This is a genomic window from Novosphingobium guangzhouense, assembly GCF_002896965.1.
GTDB classification, from domain to species: Bacteria; Pseudomonadota; Alphaproteobacteria; order Sphingomonadales; family Sphingomonadaceae; genus Novosphingobium; species Novosphingobium guangzhouense.
Window position 1 is genome coordinate 25,045 of record NZ_LYMM01000033.1, and the last position, 22,370, is coordinate 47,414.

Annotated in this window: 30 protein-coding genes and 1 pseudogene; 15 read left to right on the forward strand and 16 right to left on the reverse strand. The window is 61.7% G+C overall.

Annotated elements, in window-relative coordinates; all coding sequences use genetic code 11:
* Positions 1 to 6: 6 nt before the first annotated feature.
* From A8V01_RS12100 to A8V01_RS12110, 3 genes are all read right to left on the reverse strand, one after another.
* Positions 7 to 225: a hypothetical protein gene (locus A8V01_RS12100; protein ID WP_103096113.1), complete on the reverse strand. Its 219-nt coding sequence runs from the start codon at positions 223 to 225 to the stop codon at positions 7 to 9.
* Positions 226 to 380: 155 nt separating this feature from the next.
* Positions 381 to 563, reverse strand: coding sequence for a CsbD family protein (locus tag A8V01_RS12105; RefSeq protein ID WP_103096114.1), 183 nt, complete (start codon positions 561 to 563; stop codon positions 381 to 383).
* A gap of 159 nt (positions 564 to 722) precedes the next feature.
* On the reverse strand, positions 723 to 1,130 hold the full coding sequence (locus tag A8V01_RS12110) for an EVE domain-containing protein (protein ID WP_103096176.1): 408 nt from the start codon (positions 1,128 to 1,130) through the stop codon (positions 723 to 725).
* 109 nt (positions 1,131 to 1,239) lie between these two features.
* Between A8V01_RS12110 and A8V01_RS12115 the strand changes: the two genes are divergently transcribed.
* The 7 genes from A8V01_RS12115 to A8V01_RS28160 all read left to right on the forward strand — a co-directional run bounded on the left by A8V01_RS12115 (position 1,240) and on the right by A8V01_RS28160 (position 8,363).
* Positions 1,240 to 2,175, forward strand: a complete 936-nt coding sequence (locus tag A8V01_RS12115) for an isopenicillin N synthase family dioxygenase (protein ID WP_103096115.1) — start codon at positions 1,240 to 1,242, stop codon at positions 2,173 to 2,175.
* A 134-nt stretch (positions 2,176 to 2,309) separates the two neighbouring features.
* A complete protein-coding gene (locus A8V01_RS12120; RefSeq protein ID WP_245892450.1) occupies positions 2,310 to 3,938 on the forward strand; it encodes a putative bifunctional diguanylate cyclase/phosphodiesterase in 1,629 nt (542 codons plus the stop codon).
* A 51-nt stretch (positions 3,939 to 3,989) separates the two neighbouring features.
* Positions 3,990 to 4,820, forward strand: a complete 831-nt coding sequence (dapF, locus tag A8V01_RS12125; RefSeq protein WP_103096117.1) for a diaminopimelate epimerase — start codon at positions 3,990 to 3,992, stop codon at positions 4,818 to 4,820.
* Positions 4,817 to 5,995, forward strand: a complete 1,179-nt coding sequence (locus A8V01_RS12130) for a MiaB/RimO family radical SAM methylthiotransferase (protein WP_103096118.1) — start codon at positions 4,817 to 4,819, stop codon at positions 5,993 to 5,995. The genes dapF and A8V01_RS12130 overlap by 4 nt, the downstream gene beginning before the upstream one ends.
* On the forward strand, positions 5,992 to 6,930 hold the full coding sequence (ftsY, locus tag A8V01_RS12135) for a signal recognition particle-docking protein FtsY (RefSeq protein WP_103096119.1): 939 nt from the start codon (positions 5,992 to 5,994) through the stop codon (positions 6,928 to 6,930). The genes A8V01_RS12130 and ftsY overlap by 4 nt, the downstream gene beginning before the upstream one ends.
* Positions 6,930 to 7,577, forward strand: a complete 648-nt coding sequence (locus A8V01_RS12140; RefSeq protein WP_103096120.1) for an inner membrane-spanning protein YciB — start codon at positions 6,930 to 6,932, stop codon at positions 7,575 to 7,577. Before ftsY ends, A8V01_RS12140 begins: the two co-directional genes overlap by 1 nt.
* A 435-nt stretch (positions 7,578 to 8,012) precedes the next feature.
* Positions 8,013 to 8,363, forward strand: a complete 351-nt coding sequence (locus A8V01_RS28160) for a hypothetical protein (RefSeq protein ID WP_146037242.1) — start codon at positions 8,013 to 8,015, stop codon at positions 8,361 to 8,363.
* A gap of 140 nt (positions 8,364 to 8,503) precedes the next feature.
* Here A8V01_RS28160 and A8V01_RS12145 read toward each other — a convergent pair whose 3' ends face one another.
* From A8V01_RS12145 to A8V01_RS12180, 8 genes are all read right to left on the reverse strand, one after another.
* Entirely contained in the window at positions 8,504 to 9,088 is a 585-nt protein-coding gene (locus tag A8V01_RS12145) for a F0F1 ATP synthase subunit B family protein (protein ID WP_103096121.1), read from the reverse strand.
* Positions 9,081 to 9,575 (reverse strand): F0F1 ATP synthase subunit B family protein, encoded by a 495-nt coding sequence (locus tag A8V01_RS12150; protein ID WP_103096122.1) that lies wholly within the window; start codon positions 9,573 to 9,575, stop codon positions 9,081 to 9,083. The genes A8V01_RS12145 and A8V01_RS12150 overlap by 8 nt, the downstream gene beginning before the upstream one ends.
* Positions 9,576 to 9,687: 112 nt before the next feature.
* A complete protein-coding gene (locus A8V01_RS12155) occupies positions 9,688 to 9,912 on the reverse strand; it encodes a F0F1 ATP synthase subunit C (RefSeq protein WP_008833283.1) in 225 nt (74 codons plus the stop codon).
* A 45-nt stretch (positions 9,913 to 9,957) separates the two neighbouring features.
* Complete coding sequence (locus A8V01_RS12160) at positions 9,958 to 10,740, reverse strand: F0F1 ATP synthase subunit A (protein WP_103096123.1); 783 nt, start codon at positions 10,738 to 10,740, stop codon at positions 9,958 to 9,960.
* A 52-nt stretch (positions 10,741 to 10,792) separates the two neighbouring features.
* Positions 10,793 to 11,113, reverse strand: coding sequence for an AtpZ/AtpI family protein (locus A8V01_RS12165; protein ID WP_103096124.1), 321 nt, complete (start codon positions 11,111 to 11,113; stop codon positions 10,793 to 10,795).
* 385 nt (positions 11,114 to 11,498) lie between these two features.
* Positions 11,499 to 11,888 carry a YdbL family probable chaperone protein gene (locus A8V01_RS12170; protein WP_103096125.1) on the reverse strand — a complete coding sequence of 130 codons (390 nt, stop codon included), beginning with the start codon at positions 11,886 to 11,888 and terminating at the stop codon, positions 11,499 to 11,501.
* The gene (locus tag A8V01_RS29220) at positions 11,888 to 12,130 is read right to left on the reverse strand and encodes a YnbE family lipoprotein (RefSeq protein WP_342747380.1); all 243 of its coding nucleotides are present in this window, start codon (positions 12,128 to 12,130) and stop codon (positions 11,888 to 11,890) included. Before A8V01_RS29220 ends, A8V01_RS12170 begins: the two co-directional genes overlap by 1 nt.
* Before the next feature lie 47 nt (positions 12,131 to 12,177).
* On the reverse strand, positions 12,178 to 15,438 hold the full coding sequence (locus A8V01_RS12180; protein WP_103096127.1) for an intermembrane phospholipid transport YdbH family protein: 3,261 nt from the start codon (positions 15,436 to 15,438) through the stop codon (positions 12,178 to 12,180).
* A 53-nt stretch (positions 15,439 to 15,491) separates the two neighbouring features.
* Here A8V01_RS12180 and A8V01_RS12185 point away from each other — a divergent pair.
* Positions 15,492 to 15,947 (forward strand): annotated as a pseudogene (locus A8V01_RS12185) (JAB domain-containing protein); the annotation flags it as partial.
* Positions 15,948 to 16,013: 66 nt separating this feature from the next.
* The gene (locus A8V01_RS12190) at positions 16,014 to 17,741 is read left to right on the forward strand and encodes a recombinase family protein (RefSeq protein ID WP_103096128.1); all 1,728 of its coding nucleotides are present in this window, start codon (positions 16,014 to 16,016) and stop codon (positions 17,739 to 17,741) included.
* An 86-nt stretch (positions 17,742 to 17,827) separates the two neighbouring features.
* Here A8V01_RS12190 and A8V01_RS12195 read toward each other — a convergent pair whose 3' ends face one another.
* A complete protein-coding gene (locus tag A8V01_RS12195) occupies positions 17,828 to 18,022 on the reverse strand; it encodes a hypothetical protein (RefSeq protein ID WP_103096129.1) in 195 nt (64 codons plus the stop codon).
* 171 nt (positions 18,023 to 18,193) lie between these two features.
* Between A8V01_RS12195 and A8V01_RS12200 the strand changes: the two genes are divergently transcribed.
* On the forward strand, positions 18,194 to 18,553 hold the full coding sequence (locus A8V01_RS12200) for a DUF2958 domain-containing protein (RefSeq protein WP_103096130.1): 360 nt from the start codon (positions 18,194 to 18,196) through the stop codon (positions 18,551 to 18,553).
* 90 nt (positions 18,554 to 18,643) lie between these two features.
* The gene (locus A8V01_RS12205) at positions 18,644 to 19,243 is read left to right on the forward strand and encodes a hypothetical protein (protein WP_146037243.1); all 600 of its coding nucleotides are present in this window, start codon (positions 18,644 to 18,646) and stop codon (positions 19,241 to 19,243) included.
* A gap of 52 nt (positions 19,244 to 19,295) precedes the next feature.
* On the opposite strand, the gene A8V01_RS12210 is transcribed toward A8V01_RS12205, so the two are convergent.
* Together A8V01_RS12210 and A8V01_RS12215 are read right to left on the reverse strand one after the other, a co-directional pair.
* Positions 19,296 to 19,697, reverse strand: coding sequence for a hypothetical protein (locus A8V01_RS12210; protein ID WP_103096132.1), 402 nt, complete (start codon positions 19,695 to 19,697; stop codon positions 19,296 to 19,298).
* A gap of 91 nt (positions 19,698 to 19,788) precedes the next feature.
* Positions 19,789 to 20,313: a tyrosine-type recombinase/integrase gene (locus tag A8V01_RS12215; protein WP_103096133.1), complete on the reverse strand. Its 525-nt coding sequence runs from the start codon at positions 20,311 to 20,313 to the stop codon at positions 19,789 to 19,791.
* 138 nt (positions 20,314 to 20,451) lie between these two features.
* Here A8V01_RS12215 and A8V01_RS12220 point away from each other — a divergent pair, with 138 nt between their 5' ends.
* From A8V01_RS12220 to A8V01_RS12235, 4 genes are read left to right on the forward strand one after another with little or no spacing between them, the layout of a single operon-like run.
* The gene (locus tag A8V01_RS12220) at positions 20,452 to 20,742 is read left to right on the forward strand and encodes a hypothetical protein (RefSeq protein WP_103096134.1); all 291 of its coding nucleotides are present in this window, start codon (positions 20,452 to 20,454) and stop codon (positions 20,740 to 20,742) included.
* A complete protein-coding gene (locus tag A8V01_RS12225) occupies positions 20,739 to 21,080 on the forward strand; it encodes a hypothetical protein (RefSeq protein ID WP_103096135.1) in 342 nt (113 codons plus the stop codon). Before A8V01_RS12220 ends, A8V01_RS12225 begins: the two co-directional genes overlap by 4 nt.
* Complete coding sequence (locus tag A8V01_RS12230) at positions 21,077 to 21,469, forward strand: hypothetical protein (protein ID WP_103096136.1); 393 nt, start codon at positions 21,077 to 21,079, stop codon at positions 21,467 to 21,469. Before A8V01_RS12225 ends, A8V01_RS12230 begins: the two co-directional genes overlap by 4 nt.
* Positions 21,466 to 21,759 carry a hypothetical protein gene (locus A8V01_RS12235; RefSeq protein WP_103096137.1) on the forward strand — a complete coding sequence of 98 codons (294 nt, stop codon included), beginning with the start codon at positions 21,466 to 21,468 and terminating at the stop codon, positions 21,757 to 21,759. Before A8V01_RS12230 ends, A8V01_RS12235 begins: the two co-directional genes overlap by 4 nt.
* Here A8V01_RS12235 and A8V01_RS12240 read toward each other — a convergent pair.
* Positions 21,756 to 22,016 carry a helix-turn-helix domain-containing protein gene (locus A8V01_RS12240; RefSeq protein WP_103096138.1) on the reverse strand — a complete coding sequence of 87 codons (261 nt, stop codon included), beginning with the start codon at positions 22,014 to 22,016 and terminating at the stop codon, positions 21,756 to 21,758. The genes A8V01_RS12235 and A8V01_RS12240 overlap by 4 nt on opposite strands.
* A complete protein-coding gene (locus tag A8V01_RS12245) occupies positions 22,006 to 22,344 on the reverse strand; it encodes a type II toxin-antitoxin system RelE/ParE family toxin (RefSeq protein ID WP_103096139.1) in 339 nt (112 codons plus the stop codon). The genes A8V01_RS12240 and A8V01_RS12245 overlap by 11 nt, the downstream gene beginning before the upstream one ends.
* Positions 22,345 to 22,370 lie beyond the last annotated feature (26 nt).

The following is a 22,370-nucleotide window of genomic DNA, read 5'->3' on the forward strand; positions in this document are numbered from 1 at the left end:
TCCAGTTCAGGCGATGAACAGCGTTATCGCCATGAAGCCTGCGCAATAGGCTGACAGGAAACCGCGCCAGTCGCCGCCGTTGAGCCGCCACCGGCGCGCGGCTTCGGCATCCTCGTCCGCTGTGTCAGCCGTTTCGACGAAGACATGGGGCGGCAGCGACCGACGGAACCAGTGCCCGGCGGATTCGTGCGTAAGGACGAGTGCGCGACGTGTAATGCTTCGCATGAGGCAGGCATTAACGATTTGTTTACTATCGCGCAAAGCGCCTGAACGGCCCTTCCCGAAACGGGACGATTCGTTACGGCAAGCCTTGGAACGTCAACGAAAAAGGGCCGCCATATGGCGACCCTTTTCCAACCAGTTGGTTTGGGAAAGTCAGGTCAGACCCGGTCGCCCAATGCGCCCTTGACCTTGCCGATGCCCTGCTGGACTTCGCCCTTCTTTTCCTGCGCCTTGCCTTCTGCCTGCTGGGCCGGATCGTTGCGCGCCTTGCCTGCGGCCTGCTTGACGTTGCCGGCAATCTCGTTGCCAAGACCCTTCACGGTGTCCTTGAGTTCACCCACGGCGTATCTCCTTTTATCGGCAGCGAAACATCCCGCCGCCGTTACATGAAGAGAACCCGCCAGCCGGCTGGGAAGTTTCGCGCATCTGCGCCGAAATGTGCTTTCCCGAAGGCAGGACGCAGGCGCGCCGGTGCAAGGACGATGTTCAGGCGCTGAACGTCATTCCCCGGCCATGCCCAGAACATGGGCCCATTCCTCAGCCGTCACCGCCGCCACGGACAGACGCGAGAACCTGACCAGTTCCATCTGCGCCAGCGCCGGATCAGCCTTCACCTGCGCCAGCGTCACCGGCCGCCTGAGCTTGCGCACGGGCTTCACCTTTACCGCCGCCCATTTGCCCTCGGGGTCGCTCGGATCAGCAAGCCCCGCCTCGCTCACCGTAGCGATGCCGACGATCTCCTTGCCGATGTTGGAGTGGTAGAAGAAGAATTCGTCCCCCACCGCCATCGCGCGCAGGTTGTTGGCGGCGCGATGATTGCGCACACCGTCCCAGGTGCCTTCGCCTTCCTTGACGAGATCGTTCCAGCCGTAAGCATCCGGTTCGGATTTCATCAGCCAGTATGCCATGCACGCACCTTCCATCGCGAACTGTAGTGTGAATTTCCGGCCCGATTAGACTGTTGCCGCCGGGGCGATTAAAGGGGCGGCATACCGACTCGTTACGGATTGCACTACCATGGACCTCGCACAAATCCCCGTCCTCAGCCTCGTGGCCGACCGCGCCGACCTGCCTGCGCGTATAGGCGAGAGCTTTCGCACTTTCGGCTTCGCCATGATCCGCGACCACGGCATCGACCAGGCGCTGATCGACCAGGCCTGGGCCAAGACCGAGGAATTCTTCGCCCTCCCCGTCGAAACGAAGCAGAAGTACTTCATCGCAGGGCAAGGCGGCGCGCGCGGCTACACCCCGTTCCGCACCGAAGTTGCCAAGGGCGCGACCGAAAAGGATCTCAAGGAATTCTGGCACGTCGGCCGCGATGTACCCGCCGATTCCCCGCTTGCCGCATCGATGCCGCCCAACATCTGGCCGACCGAAGTCGAAGGCTTCGAGGAAACGTTCCGCGAACTCTATGCCCAGTTCGACGAAGCGGGCGCCAAGGTTCTTTCGGCGATCGCCGTCCATCTCGGCCTTGATGCAAACTGGTTCGATCCGGCGATCGAGGATGGCAATTCGGTGATGCGCCTGCTTCACTACCCCCCCGTCGGCGAAGGCGCGGGCGGCGCCATCCGTGCCGGCGCGCATGAGGACATCAACCTCATCACGCTGCTGCTCGGCGCGCAGGAAGCGGGCCTTGAACTGCTGTCGAAGGATGGCCGCTGGCTTTCGGTCGCCCCTCCGGAGGGCGCCATCGTCGTCAACATCGGCGACATGCTGCAGCGCCTGACCAACCACGTGCTGCCTTCGACCACGCATCGCGTGCGCAATCCCGAAGGCGAGCGGGCCGGCCACAGCCGCTACTCCATGCCGTTCTTCCTGCACTTGCGCAGCGACTTCCCCTTCGTGACGCTGCCGGAATGCGTGAGCGCCCAGAACCCGGACCGCTACCCGGTTTCCATCACCGCTGACGACTATCTGCAGGAACGCCTGCGCGAGATCGGCCTGAAGATGTAAGCGGCTATTAAATTACTGTAATGCTTCAAAGTCCCGGCCCGCTCTCGTGGGTCGGGACTTTTGCGTTAACCGATATTTCAGAACAACTGCCTAGCTGGAGATGCTTATCAATCACGCCCGTGGAGGGGGCATTCGTGTACGCAAGCAGTCCTCAATCCTCCCGGCGTGACGCGGATGACCCCCAGATCGACATCGTCGCTCTGGGCATCGTTACTGCGGCTATCATCCTGTTCGTCGCCACCGGCAGTGCAATCGGGCCTGCGGTTGTGCGCTCGCTTGCCGGAGAGGGTCCGGGGCCGGACAATTTCCTGCTCAACGCCTTCCTGCTGAACATCGCCATCATCATCTTCGGCTGGAGCCGCTACCGCGAACTGTGCGAAGAGATCATCGAAGGCCGCGCCGCCGAGCGTGAAGCCCGCCACCTTGCCGAAACCGATTCGCTCACCGGCTTTCACAATCGCCGCAGCTTCAACCACAGCGTCGAAGCGCTGATTGACCGCGCCGTTACGGACGGCAAGGCGGTTGCGGTGCTGATGGTCGATCTCGACAACTTCAAGCAGGTCAACGACTACAACGGCCACGCCACCGGCGATCGCCTGCTGGTGGAATGCGCGCGCCGCATCACTGCCGCGCTTCCCCAGAATACCGTGGTCGGCCGCATCGGCGGAGACGAATTCGCCGTGGCGATGGCTTTCGACCGCCTCCAGAGCGAGGGGGTCGACCGTACTGCGGCCGCGCTGGTGCAGGCGATCGCGGAAGGTTCGCGAAGCAGTTCGACGACTATCGAAGTCACCGCCTCGATCGGACTTGCCCGCGCCGAATCGCGCACAACCTCTGCGCAGGCGCTGCTCGAAATGGCGGACGTGGCGATGTACCACGCCAAGCGGCAGGGCCGGAACCAGTTCTCCTGGTACGAACCGCAGATGGCCCATGAAATGCGCTTTCGCGCCGATCTGGAAGCAGGCATCCGCGCCGGCATCCCGCGCGGCGAATTCGTGCCCTTCTACGAACAGCAGGTCGATCTCCAGACGGGCGAACTGACCGGCTTCGAAATGCTGGCGCGCTGGGATTCGCCGCAGTTCGGCATCGTCGCGCCCGACATCTTCATCCCCGTGGCCGAAGAGATCGGCGCCATTGCCGAACTTTCGCGCAGCGTCATCGCGCAGGCGCTGGAAGACGCCCGCCTGTGGGATTCCCGGCTGACGCTGGCAGTGAACATCTCTCCCATCCAGCTGCGCGACCCGTGGTTCGCGCAAAAGCTGCTGCGCATGCTGGTGGAAGCCAACTTCCCCCCGCAGCGGCTGGAGATCGAGATCACCGAAAGCTGCCTGCATCAGAATCTCGGCCAGGTCCGCACCCTTGTGACCAGCCTCAAGAATCAGGGCGTGCGCATCAGCCTTGACGATTTCGGCACCGGCTACAGCTCGATCGGCCAGCTCAAGCAGTTGCCGTTCGACCGGATCAAGATCGACCGCAGCTTCGTTTCCAGCATGCTGGACGACGAGGACAGCGCCGCTATCGTCAAGGCGGTTGCCACGCTGGGCGAAGGACTGCACATGCCGGTCACCGCCGAGGGCATCGATACGCAGGACGTCCTCGACCGTCTGCGCCAGTACGGCAGCATCACCGGCCAGGGCTATCTCTACGGTCGCCCCCGCCGCGCGGCCGAACTTGGCGAATGGCTGTCGGAAGAAGGCCCGGCCGATATGCCAGTGCCGCAGACGCCCCAGGCACCGGATACACAGCAGGCAAAGCGCGCCTGAGCCCGACGATGGTACTGGACCTTCCCCCCCGCAGCACCTAAATCGCGCGCCATGCGGATCGACTTCACCAAGATGCATGGCCTGGGCAACGACTTCATCGTGCTTGACGCCCGCTCGCGCCCCCTGCCCCCGGTGGATGCCGCCTTCGCCGCTGCGCTGGCGGATCGCCACACCGGCATCGGCTGCGATCAGCTCATCGTGCTTGAACCCTCGATCGATGCCGACTTTCGCATGCGCATCTTCAACGCCGACGGCAGCGAAGTGGAGGCATGCGGCAATGCCACCCGCGCGGTCGGCCTGCTGCACGGCAAGCCCGCCCGGATCGAGACGCTGGGCGGCCTCGTCGCCTCCACGCCGACCGACGCGGGGATCAGCGTCCAGATGGGCAAGCCCCGCTTCGACTGGGACGCGATTCCCCTTGCCTACGCCATGGACACCCACGCCATGCCCGTCGCGTGGGAAGAACTGACCAACCCCATCGCGGTCAACGTCGGCAATCCGCACGTGATCTTCTTCGTCGCCGATCCCTACGCGATCGACATGGCCCGCATCGGCCCGATGATCGAGACTGATCCCCTGTTTCCAGAACGCATCAACGTCAACGTCGCCGCCATAACCGCGCGCGATGCCATTACCCTTCGCGTGTGGGAGCGTGGCGCCGGCCTGACCCGCGCCTGCGGCACCGGCGCCTGCGCCACCGCAATCGGCGCAATGAAGCGCGGCCTTGTCGACCGCCGCGTCACCGTGACGCTGCCCGGCGGCCCGCTCGTCATCGAATGGCGCGAGGATGGTGAGATCATCATGACCGGCCCCGCGACCGAGGCGTTCCGCGGCTCGTTCGATGCGACAGACTTCGGGGCGCACCTCAGGATTCCCGTTTGACGCTCGAAGTCCATTCGCTCGGCTGCCGCCTGAACCTGGCCGAGAGCGAAACCCTGCGCGGCCTGCTGGGCGAGGCCGAAAACCTTGTGGTCATCAACTCCTGCGCGGTCACGGCCGAAGCCGTGCGACAGACCCGGCAGGCGATCCGCCGTGCCCGCAAGGCCCGCCCCGAAGCACGCCTGCTCGTCACCGGCTGCGCCGCCGAGGTTGAGCGTGCAGCCCTTGCCGCCATGCCCGAGGTCGACGGCCTGATCGCCAACACCGCCAAGCTCGACCCGCGCGCGTGGAACGTGCCGCCCTCTGCCCCCGTGCCCGAAACGCGCACGCACACCCGCGCCTTCGTGCAGGTGCAGAACGGCTGCGACCATGCCTGCACCTTCTGCGTCATCCCGCAAGGCCGGGGCCCAAGCCGCTCACGCACCGTGGCGCAAGTGCTGGAGGACGTCGCCCGCCACCTCGACGCGGGCGTGGGCGAAGTGATCCTGACCGGCGTCGACCTTACTTCATGGGGCGGTGATCTTCCCGGCGCGCCGCGCCTCGGCACGCTGGCAGAGGCGATCCTGGCCCGCTTCCCCGCCCTGCCGCGCCTGCGCCTCTCTTCGATCGACGGGGCCGAGGTGGACGACCTGCTGTTCGACCTCATCGCATCCCAGGCGCGGGTCATGCCGCATGTCCACCTCTCGCTGCAGCACGGCCACGACCTGATCCTCAAGCGCATGAAGCGCCGCCATTCGCGCGCCGATGCGCTGGGCCTTGTCGCAGCCCTGCGCGCCCGCCGCCCCGAGATCGCCATCGGTGCCGATCTCATCGCCGGTTTCCCGACCGAGGATGAGGACGCGCACGCGGCCAACCTCTCCATCATCGCGGAGCTTGGCGTCGTTCACGGCCACATCTTCCCCTATTCGCCGCGCCCCGGCACGCCTGCCGCGCGCATGCCGCAGGTGGAACACGCGACGATCCGCGCCCGCGCGGCGCAATTGCGCGCAAAGGTGGCTGAAACCCGCGCATCGTGGCTTGCCGCACATCTGGACAAGCCGCTATGGGTGCTCGCCGAAAAGGGCGGGACCGGCCACGCGGCCGACTTCGCGCCCGTCCGGGTGCCCCCCGGCACGCCACCCGGCGCGCTGGTGGAGGTGATCCCGACAAGAATAGTCGAAGGAATGCTGGAAGCATGAATACCCCCGACCAGAGCACGGGCGACTGGTCCGACCGCCTCTTCGGCGGCTTTCGCAAGACCTCGGAACGCCTTGCGGGCAATCTTGCCGGGCTGGGTGGCGGATCGCGCCTGACCACGGCCCAGCTTGACGCGCTGGAAGATGCACTGATCATGTCGGACCTCGGCCCCCGCGCCGCCGCCCGCATCCGCGACCGGCTGGCAGAAGAGCGCTTCGAACGCGACGCCGACGAACGCGCCATCATGGAAGTGGCCGCCCGCGAAATCGCGGAAATCCTGCGCCCGGTCGCCAAGCCTCTGGACATCGTGGCCTTCCCGCGCCCGCAGGTGATCCTGGTCATCGGCGTCAACGGGTCGGGCAAGACCACCACGATCGCAAAGCTGGCGCATCTTTTCCAGGAACAGGACTATTCGGTGATGCTGGCGGCGGGCGATACCTTCCGCGCCGCCGCAATCGGCCAGCTCGGCGTCTGGGCCGATCGCCTGTCGATCCCGATCATCAAGGGCCCTGAAGGCGGCGACCCCGCCTCCATCGTGTTCGATGCGGTAAAGGCGGCCACCGAACAGGGCATCGATGCGCTGATCGTCGATACCGCCGGGCGCCTGCAGAACAAGCGCGAACTGATGGACGAACTGGCCAAGATCCGCCGCGTCCTCGGCCGCCTGAACCCGGCGGCGCCGCATGACGTGGTGCTGGTTCTGGATGCCACCAACGGCCAGAACGCGCTATCGCAGATCGAAATCTTCAAGGAAGTGGCGGGCGTATCGGGCCTGATCATGACCAAGCTGGACGGCACCGCGCGCGGCGGCGTCCTCGTCGCGGCGGCCGAACAGTACGGCCTGCCCATCCACGCCATCGGCGTCGGCGAAAAGATCGACGACCTGCGCCCCTTCAACCCCGACCTGCTCGCGCGGGTCATCGCGGGGATCGCGTGATGAGCGGCGCGCAAAAATCCAAGCCCAAAAGCTCCTGGCTGAACCTGCTGGTCGATTTCGGCCCGCTGCTGGTGTTCTTCCTTGCCTATCGCCACTGGGCGCCCGATGGCGATGCCAACCCGATCGCCACCGTCACCGCCGTGATCAAGGGCACCGTGGCCTTCATGGTCGCCACCGTGGCGGCGCTGATCGTCTCCAAGTGGCGGCTCGGCCACGTTTCGCCGATGCTGTGGCTGACCACCGTGCTGATCCTGGGCTTCGGCGCGCTGACGGTGATATTCCGCAACGCCATCTTCATCCAGCTCAAGCCCACCGCCGTCTACCTGATGTTCTCCGCCGTGCTGTTCATCGGACTGTGGCGCGGCAAGGCCATGCTCAAGTACCTGCTGCAAGCCGCCTTCGAAGGGCTGGACGAAGACGGCTGGATGAAGCTGTCGCGCAACTGGGCGTGGTTCTTCCTGGCGCTGGCGGTGCTGAACACCGTGCTGGTCTACACCGTCAGCTTCGACACCTGGCTGCAGGCCAAGCTCTGGGGCTTCACGGTGCTCTCGTTCCTGTTCACGTTCTCGCAGCTGCCGATGGTGCTGCGCCACGGCATGGGCGAAAGCGGCAAGGACGAACTGGTCGAAAACCCGCCGCACGATTGAGGCCGTGGCCAAAGCTGCGCCATGCGCCAACGGCGACGCTTGCCGGGCTGCATAAGCCGGTTTGCGCCGGTCGGTGTCACTGCCCCATGCTCCCGTGTGAAGCGTCCGGAGCCACAGCGCCCAGCCTCAGCGGCTTCGACAAGCTCAGCCTGAGCGGTGTTGGAAGGTCTGACACGGGTGAACGGCGTACGTTCTGTGTCAGCCCATCGTCACCCTGAACTTGTTTCAGGGTCCATCCGGCAGTTGGTGCCGGAGCGCTGTGCCGCAAACCGCGCCGTCGGTTCGCGAACAATTGGAACTGGGCTATCGGCTTGATGGACCCTGAAACAAGTTCAGGATGACGGCGGATTTGAGTGATGGCGGTCGCGCCGGGTTCTCTTGCGATGGTCCGCTATCGTCCAAGCGATAAGTCCGACTGGCGTGATGGCAAGCACAATGGCCAACGTCCGCGACGCGACATTTAGTCCTGCGAACCCGAAGCTGAGAAATGCGAGGAGCGCGCAAATGGCCGCTGTGGGAACAAAAACTAGCAGCCGTATCGCGGTATTCATAAGATTTCCTCCCGACACGTTTTACAACACTCAGGGGCAGCAAGGTGCGCCTGTCGGGAACGACCACAACCGGACGTTTGCCGACCGCCCGCTTTCCTACACGCTGTCGCATCCATTACGTTGCAACAATGCTCCCCTTGGCACGATCCGCCACCCCAAGGTTACACTGCAAGGTGACACCTGCCTCGCGCAAGGTGACACGTCGCCCGCCGAATGTGTCACCTTGCAGCCCTAAGGTGACACATTTCACCCGCAAGGTGACACCCTTTCCCTCTGGACCGTGTAAACCGTGTCAACCTGCCACGCAGGCAACAAAAAAGCCCCCGTCCCGAAGACGGAGGCTCTTTTTCGCTTACCCGCAAGGGCAAAAGCGGATCAGATCCCGGCGATCGCCTGGTCCACCAGTGCCTTGTCGGCAGTGGCGGAATGGTTCGCAGCGATCAGGCTCTTTGCGGCAGCTGCAGCGGCAGCGGCAGCCTGATTGCGCAGATCGGTCACCGCAGCCAGTTCAGCGGCCGCGATCTTGTCCTGCGCCATCTTTTCACGGCGAGCGATGGTCTCGGTCGTGTCCGCCTCGGCCTTGGCGACAATCGCCTCGGCTTCATGGCGAGCGTGGTCGAGCATCGCGGCCGCATCCTTCTCGGCGTTCGCGATCTTGTCCGCGTACTCCTTGCGAAGCGCTTCGGCCTCGGCGCGCAGCGACTTGGCTTCGGCGAGCTGCGCCTTGATCTCTGCAATCTTGGCATCAAGGCCATTGCCGATCATCTTGGGCACGCCCTTCCACGCAAGGATCGCGAGCAGGACGATCATCGAAGCGCTGACAACCGCAACCGGCGGCGCGAAGCCGAGGAACAGCGGTTCGGCGTGATGCTCGGTCGAAGCGTGAGTCGCTTCCGCACCCGTCACTTCGGCGGCTTCGTGGTCGAGACCGTGCTCGACGGCGGCGTTTGCGTCAGCCATGGACCAGGTTCTCCTTCACGGCGCCGCGCACGGCGGCATCGTCGAGCGAAAGGCCGGCGATGCGGTTGACGATGTCACGGGTCGCTTCGGCAGCGACGCCTTCGATATCGTCGGCAGCGGCACGGCGCGCGTCTGCGATGCGGGTTTCCGCACCTGCCAGAGTGGCGTCGATGGAAGCTTGTGCAGTCGCAAGGCGCTGTTCGGCTGCGGCTGCGGCCTTGGCACGCGCTTCAGCGATGGTGCCCTGCGCTTCGGCGCGGTTGGCGTTCTCGCGGGTGCGCCAGGAAGCCTCCTCGGCATCGGCCTGGGCACGTGCGGCTTCGGCTGCCTTGAGGTCGGCGGCGATCTGGTTGTCACGGCTGGCGACGGTGTCCATCACCTTCGGCACCATGCCCCGTCCGACGACGAAGAAAGTGATCCCGAAGAAGATCAACAGCCAGAAGATCTGGCTGGAGTAGAACTCGCCTAGCTGAGCGATCTGAGGCATGGGTTCAGCCCTGTCTCGAAGGTAGCCGGAAAAAATCTTGAAGCCGGAAAAGCCCCGGCCGCCTTACCAAAGGGTTCGGGCGGCCGGAAGCGATCCGGTCAAACGCGTGCGATCAGGCGAAGATCAGCAGCGCGGCAATGACGAACGAGAGCAGGCCCAGAAGCTCGGCACCGGCGAAGCCGATGAACAGGCGGCCCTGCTGGGCGTCAGCGGCGCCCGGATTGCGCAGTGCGCCTTCAAGGAACTTGGCGAAAACGTTGCCCACGCCGATCGAGGCAAGGCCAGCGCCGATTGCAGCGAAACCGGCTCCGAGCAGCTTTGCAGCTTCTGCGTCCATATCAAAAACTCCCTTTGGTGTGCCCGCAAATGTGGCGAAAAAAGATCAGTGAAGGTTCTCGGCGTCGTTGAGATAGACGCAGGTGAGAAGAGCGAAGACGTATGCCTGGATACCGGCAACCAGCAGTTCCAGCGCGCAGATGCCGACCATCAGCAGGAAGCTGGGCAGACCGGCGATCACGAACAGCGCAGGCCCGGCGTTGCCGCCCGAGATCACGAAGCTCGAAAGCACTTCAAGCAGGACGTGGCCGGCCATCATCGCAACGAAGAGACGCAGGCCAAGGCTGAAGGGACGCACGAGGAACGAGATCAGTTCGACCACGAAGATGATCGGGATCATCGGCACCGGCGTACCATGCGGCACGAAGAGCGAGAAGAAGTGCAGCTTGTGCTTGGCGAAGCCGACGATCAGCACGATCGAGAACGACAGCACTGCGAGAACGCCGGTGGCCGAGAAGTGGCTGGTGAAGGTAAAGGCGTGAACGCCCACCACGCCAAGCGGCATCAGGCCCAGGAAGTTCGCAAAAAGGATGAACATGAACAGCGAGAAGATGTACGGAACGTACTTCTTGCCGTTCTTGCCAACGTTCGCGGCCAGCATCCCGTCGATGAAACCGGTGAAGGTCTCCACCGCCATCTGCCAGCGTCCGGGCACAAGCTGACGCTTCATGCCGCCCGCAACGAACACGATCAGCGCGAGGGTGGCGATGGCCATCCACAGCGCACTGTTGGTGAAGGCGATATTGTAACCGGCAATGTTCCAGTCCGCGCCCGCCAGCTTTTCAAGCTGGAACTGGTGCATCGGATCGAGCTTCGCTTCGGCTGCCACGCGATTACCCCTGTCGCCTATTGAACGACAGCGCCCCTCTTCCCATCTCGGGTCAGTCGGAGCGCTGGTTCGAAATCCGTATTATGTTCCTGAAAGCAATGCCGATCCCTACGAACAGCATCACCATCAGACTCAAGGCCATATATCCGCTGAAATGGCCGATAAGCCACCCCAGGAACAGACCGCCCGCGATCCCTCCCAGCAATTCCGAAAGTACGCGGTTTCCCATGCGATAGCTTGCATCGGTTTCCGCGCCGGCCTTCGGTCGGTTGCGTTCCTCTTCCCGCTCGCGAAGGGCTTTCAGCCTTTCGTCGAGCGAATCGATGCGCGCATCCTCGCCAACAGGGTCTCGTGCGGACGGTTCGTCGGTCATGTCACGTTCTCCTCACAATGACAGGAACGCTACACACAAACGACGGCTGCCCGCCAAGAGCACCGGCCCCTTAGGGTGGGGCTTATCCCGAGTCAACCGGGGCAGCGCCGCCGTGGGGCGCCTTGTTGACAGGACGGGGTGCAAGGAACGCGCGCAGATGAAGTATAACCGCCCCTGCTCAACCCGATACCGCAACAGCGATACCCCAGGAGCAGACATGGAAAAGGCCGGAAAAGCGCACCCGCCCTCCGGCCTTTTCCTGATTCGTCAGTGCAGTGCGATCCATCGTGCCGGGCCTGCCTGACACTTCCGGTCGCCCGTCGATTTCACCGCCTCATGGACAACCTTTTGCAAGCCGGGATCAGGGCCCGGATCAGGGCCCGGATCAGGGGCAGCGCGGATCCAGTTCCGGCGCTCCGCCACCGCGGGTTTTCCACGAGCCATCAAGGCCCTGATACTTTTCACCGGCCTTGGTGTCACGGATCAGCTTGCATCCGGTGGTAAATGCATACTCCTCGATCGTGCTCTTGCCCTGCGCCGCCGACGTATAGACCGAGCGACGCTTGTTATTGATGTCCCGCACCATCGCGGAGATATCCGCGCCGCCGCTGACCACACCGAGATAACCGTCGCGCTGTTCGCCCACCTGGCCGGCGGCCCGCGCTGCGGCATATTCGGGGGTACGCTGCGCATAGGCGCTCGACGCGCCTGCAATCAGGAGAAACGTGGCGACTGCAGTGGCGACCGGGGCGCCGATTGTCCGGATCCTCGTCATCAGAAAATGCCCTCGTTCTGTTCGACCGTCTTGGCCGCATCGGCAGCCAGACGATAAACGACTTCCTGCCGGATGTTGATATTGAGTTCGATCACGATCGGCTTGTCGGGGGCTGCCACCTGAATGCAGCCACCAAGACCGAATGCAACCGCCATCGCTATCGCGGCCATACCTGCGGCGCGAACGGCGCGCCTGCCGGACCGTGGGCCCACCTGCTGCTCTGTATATTCCCGGTCGATCATCGCGGGGCTTGTTGCAGCCGGAAGGCTTCCGGTCAATTCCGAGGGCATCATGGCTTTTTCTCGCTGACTGGAGGCTGAATAGCGCCGGATTGAGCGGGAGCGGGCTGTTGGGCTGGCGGAGCCACGTTGATCGTGGCGTCGGGCCGGCCATTTGAACGGCTTCCATCACTGTTCAACAGGCCCAGCACTCTTGGGTCCGTCACGTAAGTAGGATCATATAGGGAGCGCATCGAGCCAAACAGGCTGAAGAACGGCGCCTTGATGTTGACGATGAAGCGGATCGGCAACTTCGCCACCTGCTTGGTGATGAAGTTCTTGCTTGCGCCCTGCCCCTGGCTGAGCCCGTCGAAGCTGATCCGCGTGACGATATCGCCGGAAAGCGATCCGCCCAGGCCGATCTCCATCTTCCGGTAATTCACCGACTTGAGCGCATCGAAGGCGAAATTGCCCATGGCCGACAAGTCCTTGTAGGTCAGCGCGCCGACGTAGGACACATTGCCGCCCGGATCGCGAGAGCGCAGGAAACCGTTTTCTATGCGCCCCCCGTGCTCGTCGAATATCATCGGCAGCTCACCGTCGAACACGCCGCTGGCATTGATGTTCGTCAGTTCCAGATGCTGCACGAAATCGGCCGCATCGAGTCCGGCGACCCGCAGCGTGTAATAGCGCGTCTCCGCCGCTCCGATCTGCATCCTGGCCGGATCAAGCGTGAGCGTTCCGTTCATGAACGGCCATTTTCCGCCATTCACGATCAGGTTGTAGCCTGGACGCAGTTCATAGGAGATCGTGCCATCGGTCACTTCGATGCCCGGGTTCATCGATGCGATGTGCACGCTCTGGTTAGGGGCCGTGACCATGCCGAGCAGGTCGGTGAACACAATGTTCCCCGACAGCTGGCGCACCGGGCCCAGCGCCGCGGCAAAATCCACGCCGTCCGTGGCGAAGCGGCCACGGCTGGTTACACCTCTGGCATTCCAGTCGATCCGCCCGGTTCCGCGCACGACGCCCTTGAGGTCGGAAACAATGCCCAGCACCGTCCGCGAAAGCGCATCGGGCTGCAGCTTGTCGTCGAACACGAGGCTGTCCACTGCCAGATCCGCGTGGCCATCGGCCTTTGACAGATCGTGGACGATGTCGGCTCGCGCGACGGCGCGGTCGCTTGCCGGTTCGCGGAGCAAGGCTTGTGCGGTGATCCGGTTGTCGGCCAGCCGCAAGGTTGCGTCGCGCGCGATCATCGGCTGGAAGCGCGCCACGGGTTCACGATCTACCAGAGTGAACTGCGCCCCCTCGATCGACGCCACACCGTTCGCATAGCGCCAGCGCCCCGCTGCCTGCCGCATGTCGAGCGGGACCGCCGCAAGGCTGATATCGGCGTCGTCGAACGTCCCCGCGATCTCCTTGCCCACTTGCGCGTCAAGTTGACTGACGGTGAAGTGCGATGCGGTATCTGCCGGGCCAAGCGCAACCTTGATCGCGCTTGCCTTGATAACGCCGGGTTTCGCTCCGCCCATTGCAAACCCGATCGGCCCGCTGGCGATGCGCACCGACGTTTCACCCAAGTGCCCCGACAGATCGAGCGAAGTGGCGCCCGCCGCCAGCAGCAGGTTGTCCGGCCGCCCTTCCACGATCGCTCCGCCGCGCGCCGGGCACAGGGTCAGCTTGCGCTTGTCGATGACCAGATTGGAAAAACTGAGCGCGTCAAACGAAACGTCGGTGCAGCGGCGCCACACCGCCAGCCTGCCATCCGCCCCCCAATTGCCGTCGACAGGCAGCAGCAGGTTGCGCGCATTGCCGCCCGGCACGTCGCCGCTGAGAACGACCTGTCCGTTGAAAGACAGCGCACCGTCGCCTGCCTGCTCCATTGCAACGCGGGGCACGCCGACCATCGCCGTGCCGGCGCGGTAGTCTGCCATGGAGGCGTTCATGGCGATGCGGCCACCCTCGCCCATTTCCATCCGTCCCCAAGCCTGCGGAAGCCCGCGCCCGCCGGTGGTGAAGTTGCCCGTCACGCGCGGTGCACGCCCCTTGCCGCGGAACAGCGCCTGCACGCGCGAAAGCGACAGCACGGAGGTTCCGCTGCCGCCCTTGAGCGATCCGCGCGTAACGACAAGGTTCAGCCCGTCGCCGGAATTTCGCACCAGCAGGCTTGCGTTGACCGTGCTACCGCGCATTTCGCGCGCAAGGTTCTGGCGCACTTGAGCAGCGATGGGCGCGCCCAGCGTTCCCGCCGCGGTCTGCTGCGCCGAAAGCAGCGCGCGATCGACGGTGCTGCCAAGCGCCATTTCCCGGCCGGTAAGGTCCGCATCGATATCGAAGCGGGCAAGCCCCCCGGTCGAGCGAGCCCGCCCTTCAAGCGTGACCTGCGCCAGCCGGGCCTGCGGGGTATCGAGACGACGCCCGGCTATCCGGTACGTCGCGCTCAGTGCATTGTCACGGTACGTGAACCGTCCCGATCCACTTCCCCCCGCCAGTTTCTGGGCACCGTAGCGCACCGCGCCCACAGCCAGTTCCATCTTGCCGGATGCCCCGTCCAGCGCCTTGTCGAGCGTCAGGTCAAGTTGCACGGCGGTCTTGCCCAGCCGCAGATCCTGCGCAGAACAGGTCAGGCTGGCCAGCCGCACCGGCCCTGCGAATCGGGGCTTGCCTGCCGATGTGGTGAGCTTGCCATAGAGGGTCGCAGGGCCGGTCGTGCAGCCCCCGCCCGTCAGCACCGGAGACAGCGCAGCAAGTTCGCCCGAAAAGCCATCGCGCAATTCGCCAGCGCCCGCCAGCTTGACGCCTATTCGGCCGTGATCGCTGTCGATCAGGGCACGGCCGTCCTCCACGGCGAGGTCGTAATCCGGCATTTCGAAAGGTGCGCTGCCGCCGCCGGCCATCGCCTTGTCGAGACTGCCGAAACTGAGCTTCCCGTCGTGCCATGAACCGTAAAGGCGCGGCTTCACCACCGTGATGCGGCCCACACCCGGCAGCCCCCACGAAAGGCGGGTGGCGATGCGCAGTTCCTTCACCGTCAGGTCCGGCCGCGCCGGATCACCGATGACCAGATTGCGAATCACCTGCTCGGACGGACCAATCCGGACGATGTCATAACGGGCCTCAAGCCCCAGCGAATCGAGTTCACGTTCGATGAGGTTGGCCGCGATCTCTTCACGCGAAAGCCATGTCGCCCCCAGCGCAGCCGCCAGTAACCCGCCGACAACAAGCACGGGAGCGCCCCAGGCCCTGCCGCGCAGCAGGCGCCCACGCGAAGCAAGGCCCCCGGTTGCGGCCTCTTCGGTGTCCGGGGTCTGGTCTATCTCTTGCGACATCCGATCGTTCACTTGCGCCGGGCGGACGGGAAAGGCAATTGTTTGTACGTAACATGGACGGACAACCACCCCTCTTTGACGAACGCCCCACAGTTTCGGGCGACCCACGCAGCGATATCGGCAACGATTCGAGCGGGCATCGCGGCCGGTTGCGCAAACGGCTGCTTGATGGCGGGGCGGAAGCTCTGGGAGATCATGAGGTTATCGAACTCCTGCTGATGCAGGCTGTTCCGCGCCGCGACATGAAGCCGCTGGCGCGCAGCCTGCTGCATCGCTTCGGATCGCTGGCCGGTGTGCTGCAGGCAGAGCCCCGTGCGTTGGCCGCGCATCCGGGCATGGGGGAAGCGACAGCCGCCGCGCTGCGGGTGGTCACCGTCGCCGCCACCCGCATGGCGCGCCAGAAAGTGCGTGAGGCGCCGGTGCTGTCTTCGTGGCATGCGCTGATCGATTACCTGACCATCGACATGGCCCATCTTACGGTGGAGCGCGTGCGCGTCCTTTACCTCAACACGTAAAAATAGGTTGTGCAAACACGCCTTCCCCGTGCAATTGCTTGGGGAAAGGAGCATCCCGCAATGCCTAATGCCGTCCGCTATCATCGCTTCTCAACGAAGCGTCAGGACAAGGGATCGTCGATCGATCGCCAGAACGAACTCACGCACGCCCTATGCGAACGCAAAAAATGGAACGTCGTCGAGACACTTGAGGACAAGGGCCAGTCCGCATGGAAAGGCGATAACCTGAGGGTCGGTGAACTCGGGAAATTCAAAGATCGGGTCGATGCTGGTGAGTACGAAACGGGAACGCGATTGGTAATCGAGAACCTAGACCGTCTCTCTCGCCAAGAGGTTAAGTTCGCCCGTCGATGGATCGAGGACATTACCGACAAGGGTATCGTCGTCGCGGTCTGCACCCCAGAAATCGAGATCGACAGCGATTCATTGTCGGGCAGCAATCTCGTTTCGATGATCCAATATCTTCTCGAAGCGCAGCGCAGCACAGGCGAATCAGCGCGCAAAAGTGAGATGTCCAAAAAGACCGTTGCGAACGGCCTCAAACTCGCACGGAAAGGCATCGTCTATTCCCCCAAAGCGCCCGAGTGGTTGCGCGGGATCAAAGGCGACAAGTTCGAGGTCATCGAGGAACGCGCTGCGATTGTGCGCCAGATTTACGAATGGTCCGCGTCCGGTCTTGGTTACACCGCTATCGCAAGCAGATTGACCGCCACTGTCGAGCCGTGGACCAAGCCAAGCAAGCGCGGCCATCATTGGAAGCTAGGGTATATCCGGGATATCCTCACCCTGCCCCTCGTCGAAGGTGAATATCATCCCAAAACAGGAAACGACAAAACGCCGACCGGCGAGGTCATTCTAAACTACTATCCGCGCATCGTTGATGCTGACCTAGTGCAGCGCGCCAGAGCAGCGATCCGACGCCGGGATGGAACCGGAGGCGCAGGCCGACGCGAAGCACGAAACCTATTCGCTGGTACAGTGAAATGCGGTCATTGTGGCGATGCTATGGTCCGCATTGTTCAGCGCAATCAGCAGAAGACCTTGTACGAGTATCTGAAATGCACCCGGTTCAATGCCGCTGGTGCGCCTAAGCCAGAGGACGACGCCGAAACGCGCGCCAAGCGCTGCACCAATACGACGATGTTCCGATACGACCTCTTTGAGAAGGCAGCGCTGCAAGAGATTTTGCACCTCGCACTCGACAACAGCTTTTTCGTTAAGACCGAGGATATCAGCCCCCTCGCCGGTAAAGTCGCGGACCTGACCAAAGCCGTTGAACTCCTAGAGCGTGAACGCGCAAACCTCATGGGCTTCATCCGAAAGTACGGTGAAGACGCAGACACCGAGCGCGACGTGAACGAGGTTCGGTCCAAGCTGAACAAAGCCCGCGTTGATCTTGAAACAGCGCAAGCGGCACTCGACGAGGCCAAAGGCAAAGTGAGCCCTGACGAGCACTTGCGCCGTGTCCTTGAGGTCCGTGAGGCGATTCACAGCAAAGATCAGGAGGAACAGGAGCAAGCCCGACGCAAAGTGCGTGATGCGATCCAAGCTATCGTCACTATAGTGATGTGCCGGTCCTCGGCCCCCCTCCCCGGCAAAAAAATCCCGCAACGCAAGATCGAAATGACCCTAGCTGGCGGCTACATGGCCTACGAATTTGATGGCGAAGGCAAGCTGCTACAGAAGGTCAGTTTGCAGGGCATTCCCGACATGATGCAGGGTATTGCTGCAACCGATGGTGGCGCACTGGTCGAGACGATCCGCAACAGACGTATCCAGAACGCCTGAGAGCCCCAACGGATACCACTCAAAGTGAAAGCGCTCCGACTACATATCGGAGCGCTTTGCGTCTGTCCTGAGCGTCCTAGCGCACCCTAGATGCGCGGAAGTTGCACAACGTCATCCTCGTGACCGACCTCGACCCGGAAATTGTCCCGGTAGCGCTCGATATAGCAACGCACTCCCCGGAACGTGATCGCGAAAGCGTCATCTTCGAAATCCGGGTTGCAGTCGATGTTGTAAACAAGATGATCGGCAAGCTGGGCTAGTTCGGTGTTGTTAAGCTGCATTGTTCGTCTCCTTCCCCATTCGTATGTTTCCAACTCTGGTTTTGGGCGAGCAAAGACAGACAACTCTTGCAACAGGTCGTCGCATTATCTTGCAGCACTCCTGAGTTGTTGAATGTCAGGAAGGATGGTGCATTGTTCCTTTGAGCACTTTTTCAGAAAGGACGTGCTCAAATGGATTGGACTAACTTGCTGCGACCCGAAACGCGGGTGCAACTGCTCAAAAACTACAAGGACCAGCAGGACAAAAAAGGCACCGGACGCGAGATCGATTTCGAGCCCGTTGCGAAGCTGTTCGTGCCGTGGGGCGCAGCTACATTTCTCATCACCGAATGCGACGGAGACGGCCTGGCCTTCGGTTTGTCCGATCTAGGCTTTGGAACCCCCGAACTCGGATACATCTCGCTCGACGAGTTAGCTGAGATACGCGGTCCCGGTGGCCTCACGGTCGAGGAAGACATTCACTTTAGGTCGCAACAGCCCCTGAGCGCTTATGCGGCAGACGCTAGATCGCACGGACGTATCCGCGCATAAGTAGAAGCGATTGAGTATGTGGACGGAGCCGAGGTGCATAACTGCCCTTCGGCTCTTTCCTTGAGTGGGTAAAAATAAGAGACTGCTGGCATGACAAAAGCTGCTCCGACTCAGTGCTGCCAATGCCCGACACAAGCGGTGATGATGGTCGGCAGCTCTCCGTTCTGCCTGAACTGCTATTCTCAGTATAAGCAGTTGCAGCACATGGACTTTGCTCAGAATTTGGCGATGCTGAATATCGCCAATCAGGATTTTGCTGATGTGCTGGGAATGCCTCATCTGGCGAAGCCGGTGCAGATTCCTCCTGCTCCATTCCATTATAACTACAATCAGTCGGTGACGATCACGGACAGCACCGTCGGATCGGTCAATCTCGGCACTGCCAAGGACATTCAGGTCGCCATCAAAACGATGGAGCAGAATGGGGAGCCGGGACTTGGCGAGGCACTTTCCGGTTTGCTGAAAGCGGTGGTTGCGGCACCCGACGCTACAAGCGCGCAGAAGAACGAACTGCTTGAGCAGATCGAAGCGCTAACCCAGCAGGTGAACGCGAAGCCAGAGGAACGCAAAGCAGGTATCATCAAGCCGATGTTCGCAGCACTCAAGGAAGGTGCTGCTGCCATTAGCGGTGTTGCTGGTGCATGGACTGCGGTTGAGCCGCTGCTGGCTGGGCACCTTCAACTTAGCTGATAAAAAAGCCCCAGCCGTTTCCGGCCGGGGCGCGGTCACTCGGAGTGATGTGTTAGGCTTGCGTCTTGGTCGCGGCCTTCTTCGCCACCATCGAAGCGCTGCGCTGGCGCACCTTGGCCTCACCGGCTTCCAGCTGATCCTTGAACGAACCCTTGACCACATCGGCCTTGATCGCGGTCAGCACTTCGACGAACTGATCCTTGGGGACCACCAGCTTGCTTTCGGTGCCGACTAGCTTGAGCGGCGAGTTAGCGTAGCGGATCACGAAGCCGACCTGATCGCCCTTGACCTCGAACCAGCGACGACCTTCGCTGCGGGGAGCCTTGAACAATTCGATCTGCTTGTCGATAGCTGCGGCGACAACCTCTGCTGCCGTCTTCTGTGCGCGAACCGCACCCTTGAAACCCTCAACAGTGCTAGCGGGCTTCGCGATCTTCTTCCAGTCCAGAGCCATCTTCGTTTCCTTCGATCTAGTGCAGCACGTTTGCTGCTACCTCATCCACGTAAACACCCAGAGTTAAAGCTGGGCAACCAGAAAAAGACACTTATGCGAAAAGTGCCTCACGCATCATTGTGTCGGTAACGCCCACATACTTCACCGTGGTAGCCGGGGACGAGTGCCCGAGAACCTGTTGCACAACAAGGATGTTGACCTTGTTATCGAGAAGTCGGGTAGCCATCGTGCGTCGTCCAGAGTAGCAGCTACCTTGCACACCGGCATGACGATAGATACGGCGCATTGCTTCGGAAATCCCATTTGCGGTGAAAGCCTCGCCCCTTGCATTGCGAAACACACGGCCACCTTTGTTGCCCATATGATTGCGCAGCGCTTGCAGGATTTCAGAACTGACGGGCAGTGAGCGACCCTGCTTGCGCTTGGAGTGACCTAGCGGGATGCGCAGTTCGTTTTCGGTGAACCAGCTAAGTTCCAACCCGGCAAGTTCCATAGGACGCAAGCCTAGCTTCTCGGAGAGCAGGAGCATGAGCGTGTATTGCGGGGCATTCTGCATGTTGGCCGCGAAATCGTACAGCTTTACGAATTGACCTTCATTGAGGATTGCAGCGCGCATTTGTTGTCTCCTTGTTACCCCTCTTTCCAACAGCCAGAGTTGAAACAGGACAACCGAAAACCGGGTCTTTCCATCCAGAACACGACGACCTGTTGCGCTGATAAATAGGAGCACTGAGAAGCAACACAGGGTTACATCATGAAGACCTTTGACATTACCACGCGCCTAGCAGCATCCATCGACAAGAAGCACGTCTCGCAAACATCCGATGGGATCACCATCGTTGAGTTTATCCTGCAAGACGAAGCTGCGAAGGCAAACGAACTCTTCGACAATTGGTTCACTGACCGCGCCCTCTACTATGGCGTGGATTATTACCTGTCGCGTTGTCCGGGCGGTAACTGGCTCATCTGCTTCGTAAATGCAGGCGAAGCCCTGTGGTTTGAGAACAAATACCAAGGCGATCTTGGAACCGGAGGTGCAGCATGAGCCGTTCAAAACTAATCGAGGCTTTCATTGAAGCCCGCACAGCATTCCTGACCTACAACAAGTATGATCTTGAAACGTACATCGCGGAGAAGAAGGAAGCCGCTGCCGCTAAGGCGCTGGCCGACCTGTCAGAGCAGTACGACCTGACCCAGATCAGCGACCGCGAAATCTATGAGGTAACTGGCCGCGCAGCCGCTTCCGCAGTCGCGCACATCAACCTCAATGACCTGTCGCCCAGCTTCTTCCTTGAAGAACCATATTTCACGCTGCGCAATCCAACGAAGACCCGCAAGGAAGTTGTCGAGGCTGCTCAGGCATTCATGGCGTACTCGGCATGACGGACGGCCGCGAGACGCTAAAGCGAGAACTTGAGAAGGCCGCGCTCGCCTATTTTGAAGCAATGGAGCAAATGAATAATCTGGATAAAGAGCACACCGAGAGAATGAAAGCGTTGTGCTTGCAAAACAGCGAAGACACAAAGGCCATCGGAAAGAGCATTAATGCCGCCGAGAGCAGGCTAGCGCTCCTTAAAGAAGCACTTCGTTTAGTCGATGAAGAAGGGGTTGAGCCGCTGATTGCAAAGCTGACCGCCAACCCGGCGCAGCATCAGATCAAAAGAGCTTATGTATTTGATGGGGTTCCAGAATCGACGAAGGCCTATAATCACTCAAAGCACCAAATGAGGATGCACAACGCGCGTTACGTCGCAGGCAAGGGTCATCAATGACCCCGCCAGAAACCTACACGGCCTATCTGAACTTCGAACTTAGCCAAGTGCCACCGTTCACCGATCACACCGGGACATATCTCTCGGAGTGTCCAGAACTCGACGCAAACAGAGCGACCGTCGCGAACAAGCGCATGGCTGCGCGGCTTTGGACCTACGCGAACGGCCACAGCGCCCACTATCTCAACGACTACGACAACTCATGCCATTTCTCGGGCCAAGGCCAGATTGCGGTGGTGTTCAGTGATCGGAACGCCGCCGTCATGATGAAGCTGGCTTTGCAGAACTAGCCGTTAAGCAGTCGGTCGACTGCAATCGGATCGCGGTCGATCAGCTTGAGCAGCACTTGCGCGGGCATATCGACCGGCTTGCCACCCTCCCAATTCTGCAACGTGCGAACCGACAGATGATAGCGCTTGGCGAACGCTTCCTGCGTGAGATGCGTCTTAGCGCGAACCTGCTTTACGTATGCGGCCTGACGGGCCTTTATATCGTCTACGGCTTCTCGCAGACCGGCCTTGATGCCCTCGAAATCCTCAGCGTCCATTTTTCAACTCCTTCACGATCTGCGCCAGCACTGCAATCTGCTCCTGCGTCAAATTGCCCTGCCGGGACTTTGCGATGACACCCAGCAGGTAGACCGGGAAATCGGGCGACCAGAACAGCGTGAACAACCTCACGCCGCCGCTCTTGCCCTTGTTGCCGATTGCGTACCTAGCTTTCCTGACGCCACCGCTGCCCTGAACCAAGTCTCCTGCGTTGGGGTTTTCCGCGAGGAACAGCTTGATTGCTGCGCGATCCTCCGGGGAAATTCCGATGCGTTCGGCTTGCTTCAAGTAAGCCTGCGTTTCGACAATTGCGTTCTTTCTGCTCATAGTCAGAACTACGCTTAAAGCGTAGC

What these genes read in the sequence shown, in the direction of transcription:
- A8V01_RS12220 (WP_103096134.1), top strand. Translation starts at nt 20,452, where the DNA reads ATGAAGACCTTTGACATTACCACGCGCCTAGCAGCATCCATCGACAAG.
- A8V01_RS12245 (WP_103096139.1), bottom strand. Translation starts at nt 22,344, where the DNA reads ATGAGCAGAAAGAACGCAATTGTCGAAACGCAGGCTTACTTGAAGCAA.
- A8V01_RS12205 (WP_146037243.1), top strand. Translation starts at nt 18,644, where the DNA reads ATGACAAAAGCTGCTCCGACTCAGTGCTGCCAATGCCCGACACAAGCG.
- A8V01_RS12180 (WP_103096127.1), bottom strand. Translation starts at nt 15,438, where the DNA reads ATGTCGCAAGAGATAGACCAGACCCCGGACACCGAAGAGGCCGCAACC.
- A8V01_RS12225 (WP_103096135.1), top strand. Translation starts at nt 20,739, where the DNA reads ATGAGCCGTTCAAAACTAATCGAGGCTTTCATTGAAGCCCGCACAGCA.
- A8V01_RS12145 (WP_103096121.1), bottom strand. Translation starts at nt 9,088, where the DNA reads ATGGCTGACGCAAACGCCGCCGTCGAGCACGGTCTCGACCACGAAGCC.
- A8V01_RS12190 (WP_103096128.1), top strand. Translation starts at nt 16,014, where the DNA reads ATGCCTAATGCCGTCCGCTATCATCGCTTCTCAACGAAGCGTCAGGAC.
- A8V01_RS12215 (WP_103096133.1), bottom strand. Translation starts at nt 20,313, where the DNA reads ATGCGCGCTGCAATCCTCAATGAAGGTCAATTCGTAAAGCTGTACGAT.
- A8V01_RS12230 (WP_103096136.1), top strand. Translation starts at nt 21,077, where the DNA reads ATGACGGACGGCCGCGAGACGCTAAAGCGAGAACTTGAGAAGGCCGCG.
- A8V01_RS12150 (WP_103096122.1), bottom strand. Translation starts at nt 9,575, where the DNA reads ATGCCTCAGATCGCTCAGCTAGGCGAGTTCTACTCCAGCCAGATCTTC.
- A8V01_RS12200 (WP_103096130.1), top strand. Translation starts at nt 18,194, where the DNA reads ATGGATTGGACTAACTTGCTGCGACCCGAAACGCGGGTGCAACTGCTC.
- A8V01_RS12115 (WP_103096115.1), top strand. Translation starts at nt 1,240, where the DNA reads ATGGACCTCGCACAAATCCCCGTCCTCAGCCTCGTGGCCGACCGCGCC.
- A8V01_RS12140 (WP_103096120.1), top strand. Translation starts at nt 6,930, where the DNA reads ATGAGCGGCGCGCAAAAATCCAAGCCCAAAAGCTCCTGGCTGAACCTG.
- A8V01_RS12165 (WP_103096124.1), bottom strand. Translation starts at nt 11,113, where the DNA reads ATGACCGACGAACCGTCCGCACGAGACCCTGTTGGCGAGGATGCGCGC.
- A8V01_RS29220 (WP_342747380.1), bottom strand. Translation starts at nt 12,130, where the DNA reads ATGATCGACCGGGAATATACAGAGCAGCAGGTGGGCCCACGGTCCGGC.
- A8V01_RS12235 (WP_103096137.1), top strand. Translation starts at nt 21,466, where the DNA reads ATGACCCCGCCAGAAACCTACACGGCCTATCTGAACTTCGAACTTAGC.
- A8V01_RS12110 (WP_103096176.1), bottom strand. Translation starts at nt 1,130, where the DNA reads ATGGCATACTGGCTGATGAAATCCGAACCGGATGCTTACGGCTGGAAC.
- A8V01_RS12170 (WP_103096125.1), bottom strand. Translation starts at nt 11,888, where the DNA reads ATGACGAGGATCCGGACAATCGGCGCCCCGGTCGCCACTGCAGTCGCC.
- A8V01_RS12240 (WP_103096138.1), bottom strand. Translation starts at nt 22,016, where the DNA reads ATGGACGCTGAGGATTTCGAGGGCATCAAGGCCGGTCTGCGAGAAGCC.
- A8V01_RS12210 (WP_103096132.1), bottom strand. Translation starts at nt 19,697, where the DNA reads ATGGCTCTGGACTGGAAGAAGATCGCGAAGCCCGCTAGCACTGTTGAG.
- ftsY (WP_103096119.1), top strand. Translation starts at nt 5,992, where the DNA reads ATGAATACCCCCGACCAGAGCACGGGCGACTGGTCCGACCGCCTCTTC.
- dapF (WP_103096117.1), top strand. Translation starts at nt 3,990, where the DNA reads ATGCGGATCGACTTCACCAAGATGCATGGCCTGGGCAACGACTTCATC.
- A8V01_RS12155 (WP_008833283.1), bottom strand. Translation starts at nt 9,912, where the DNA reads ATGGACGCAGAAGCTGCAAAGCTGCTCGGAGCCGGTTTCGCTGCAATC.
- A8V01_RS12100 (WP_103096113.1), bottom strand. Translation starts at nt 225, where the DNA reads ATGCGAAGCATTACACGTCGCGCACTCGTCCTTACGCACGAATCCGCC.
- A8V01_RS28160 (WP_146037242.1), top strand. Translation starts at nt 8,013, where the DNA reads ATGGCCAACGTCCGCGACGCGACATTTAGTCCTGCGAACCCGAAGCTG.
- A8V01_RS12195 (WP_103096129.1), bottom strand. Translation starts at nt 18,022, where the DNA reads ATGCAGCTTAACAACACCGAACTAGCCCAGCTTGCCGATCATCTTGTT.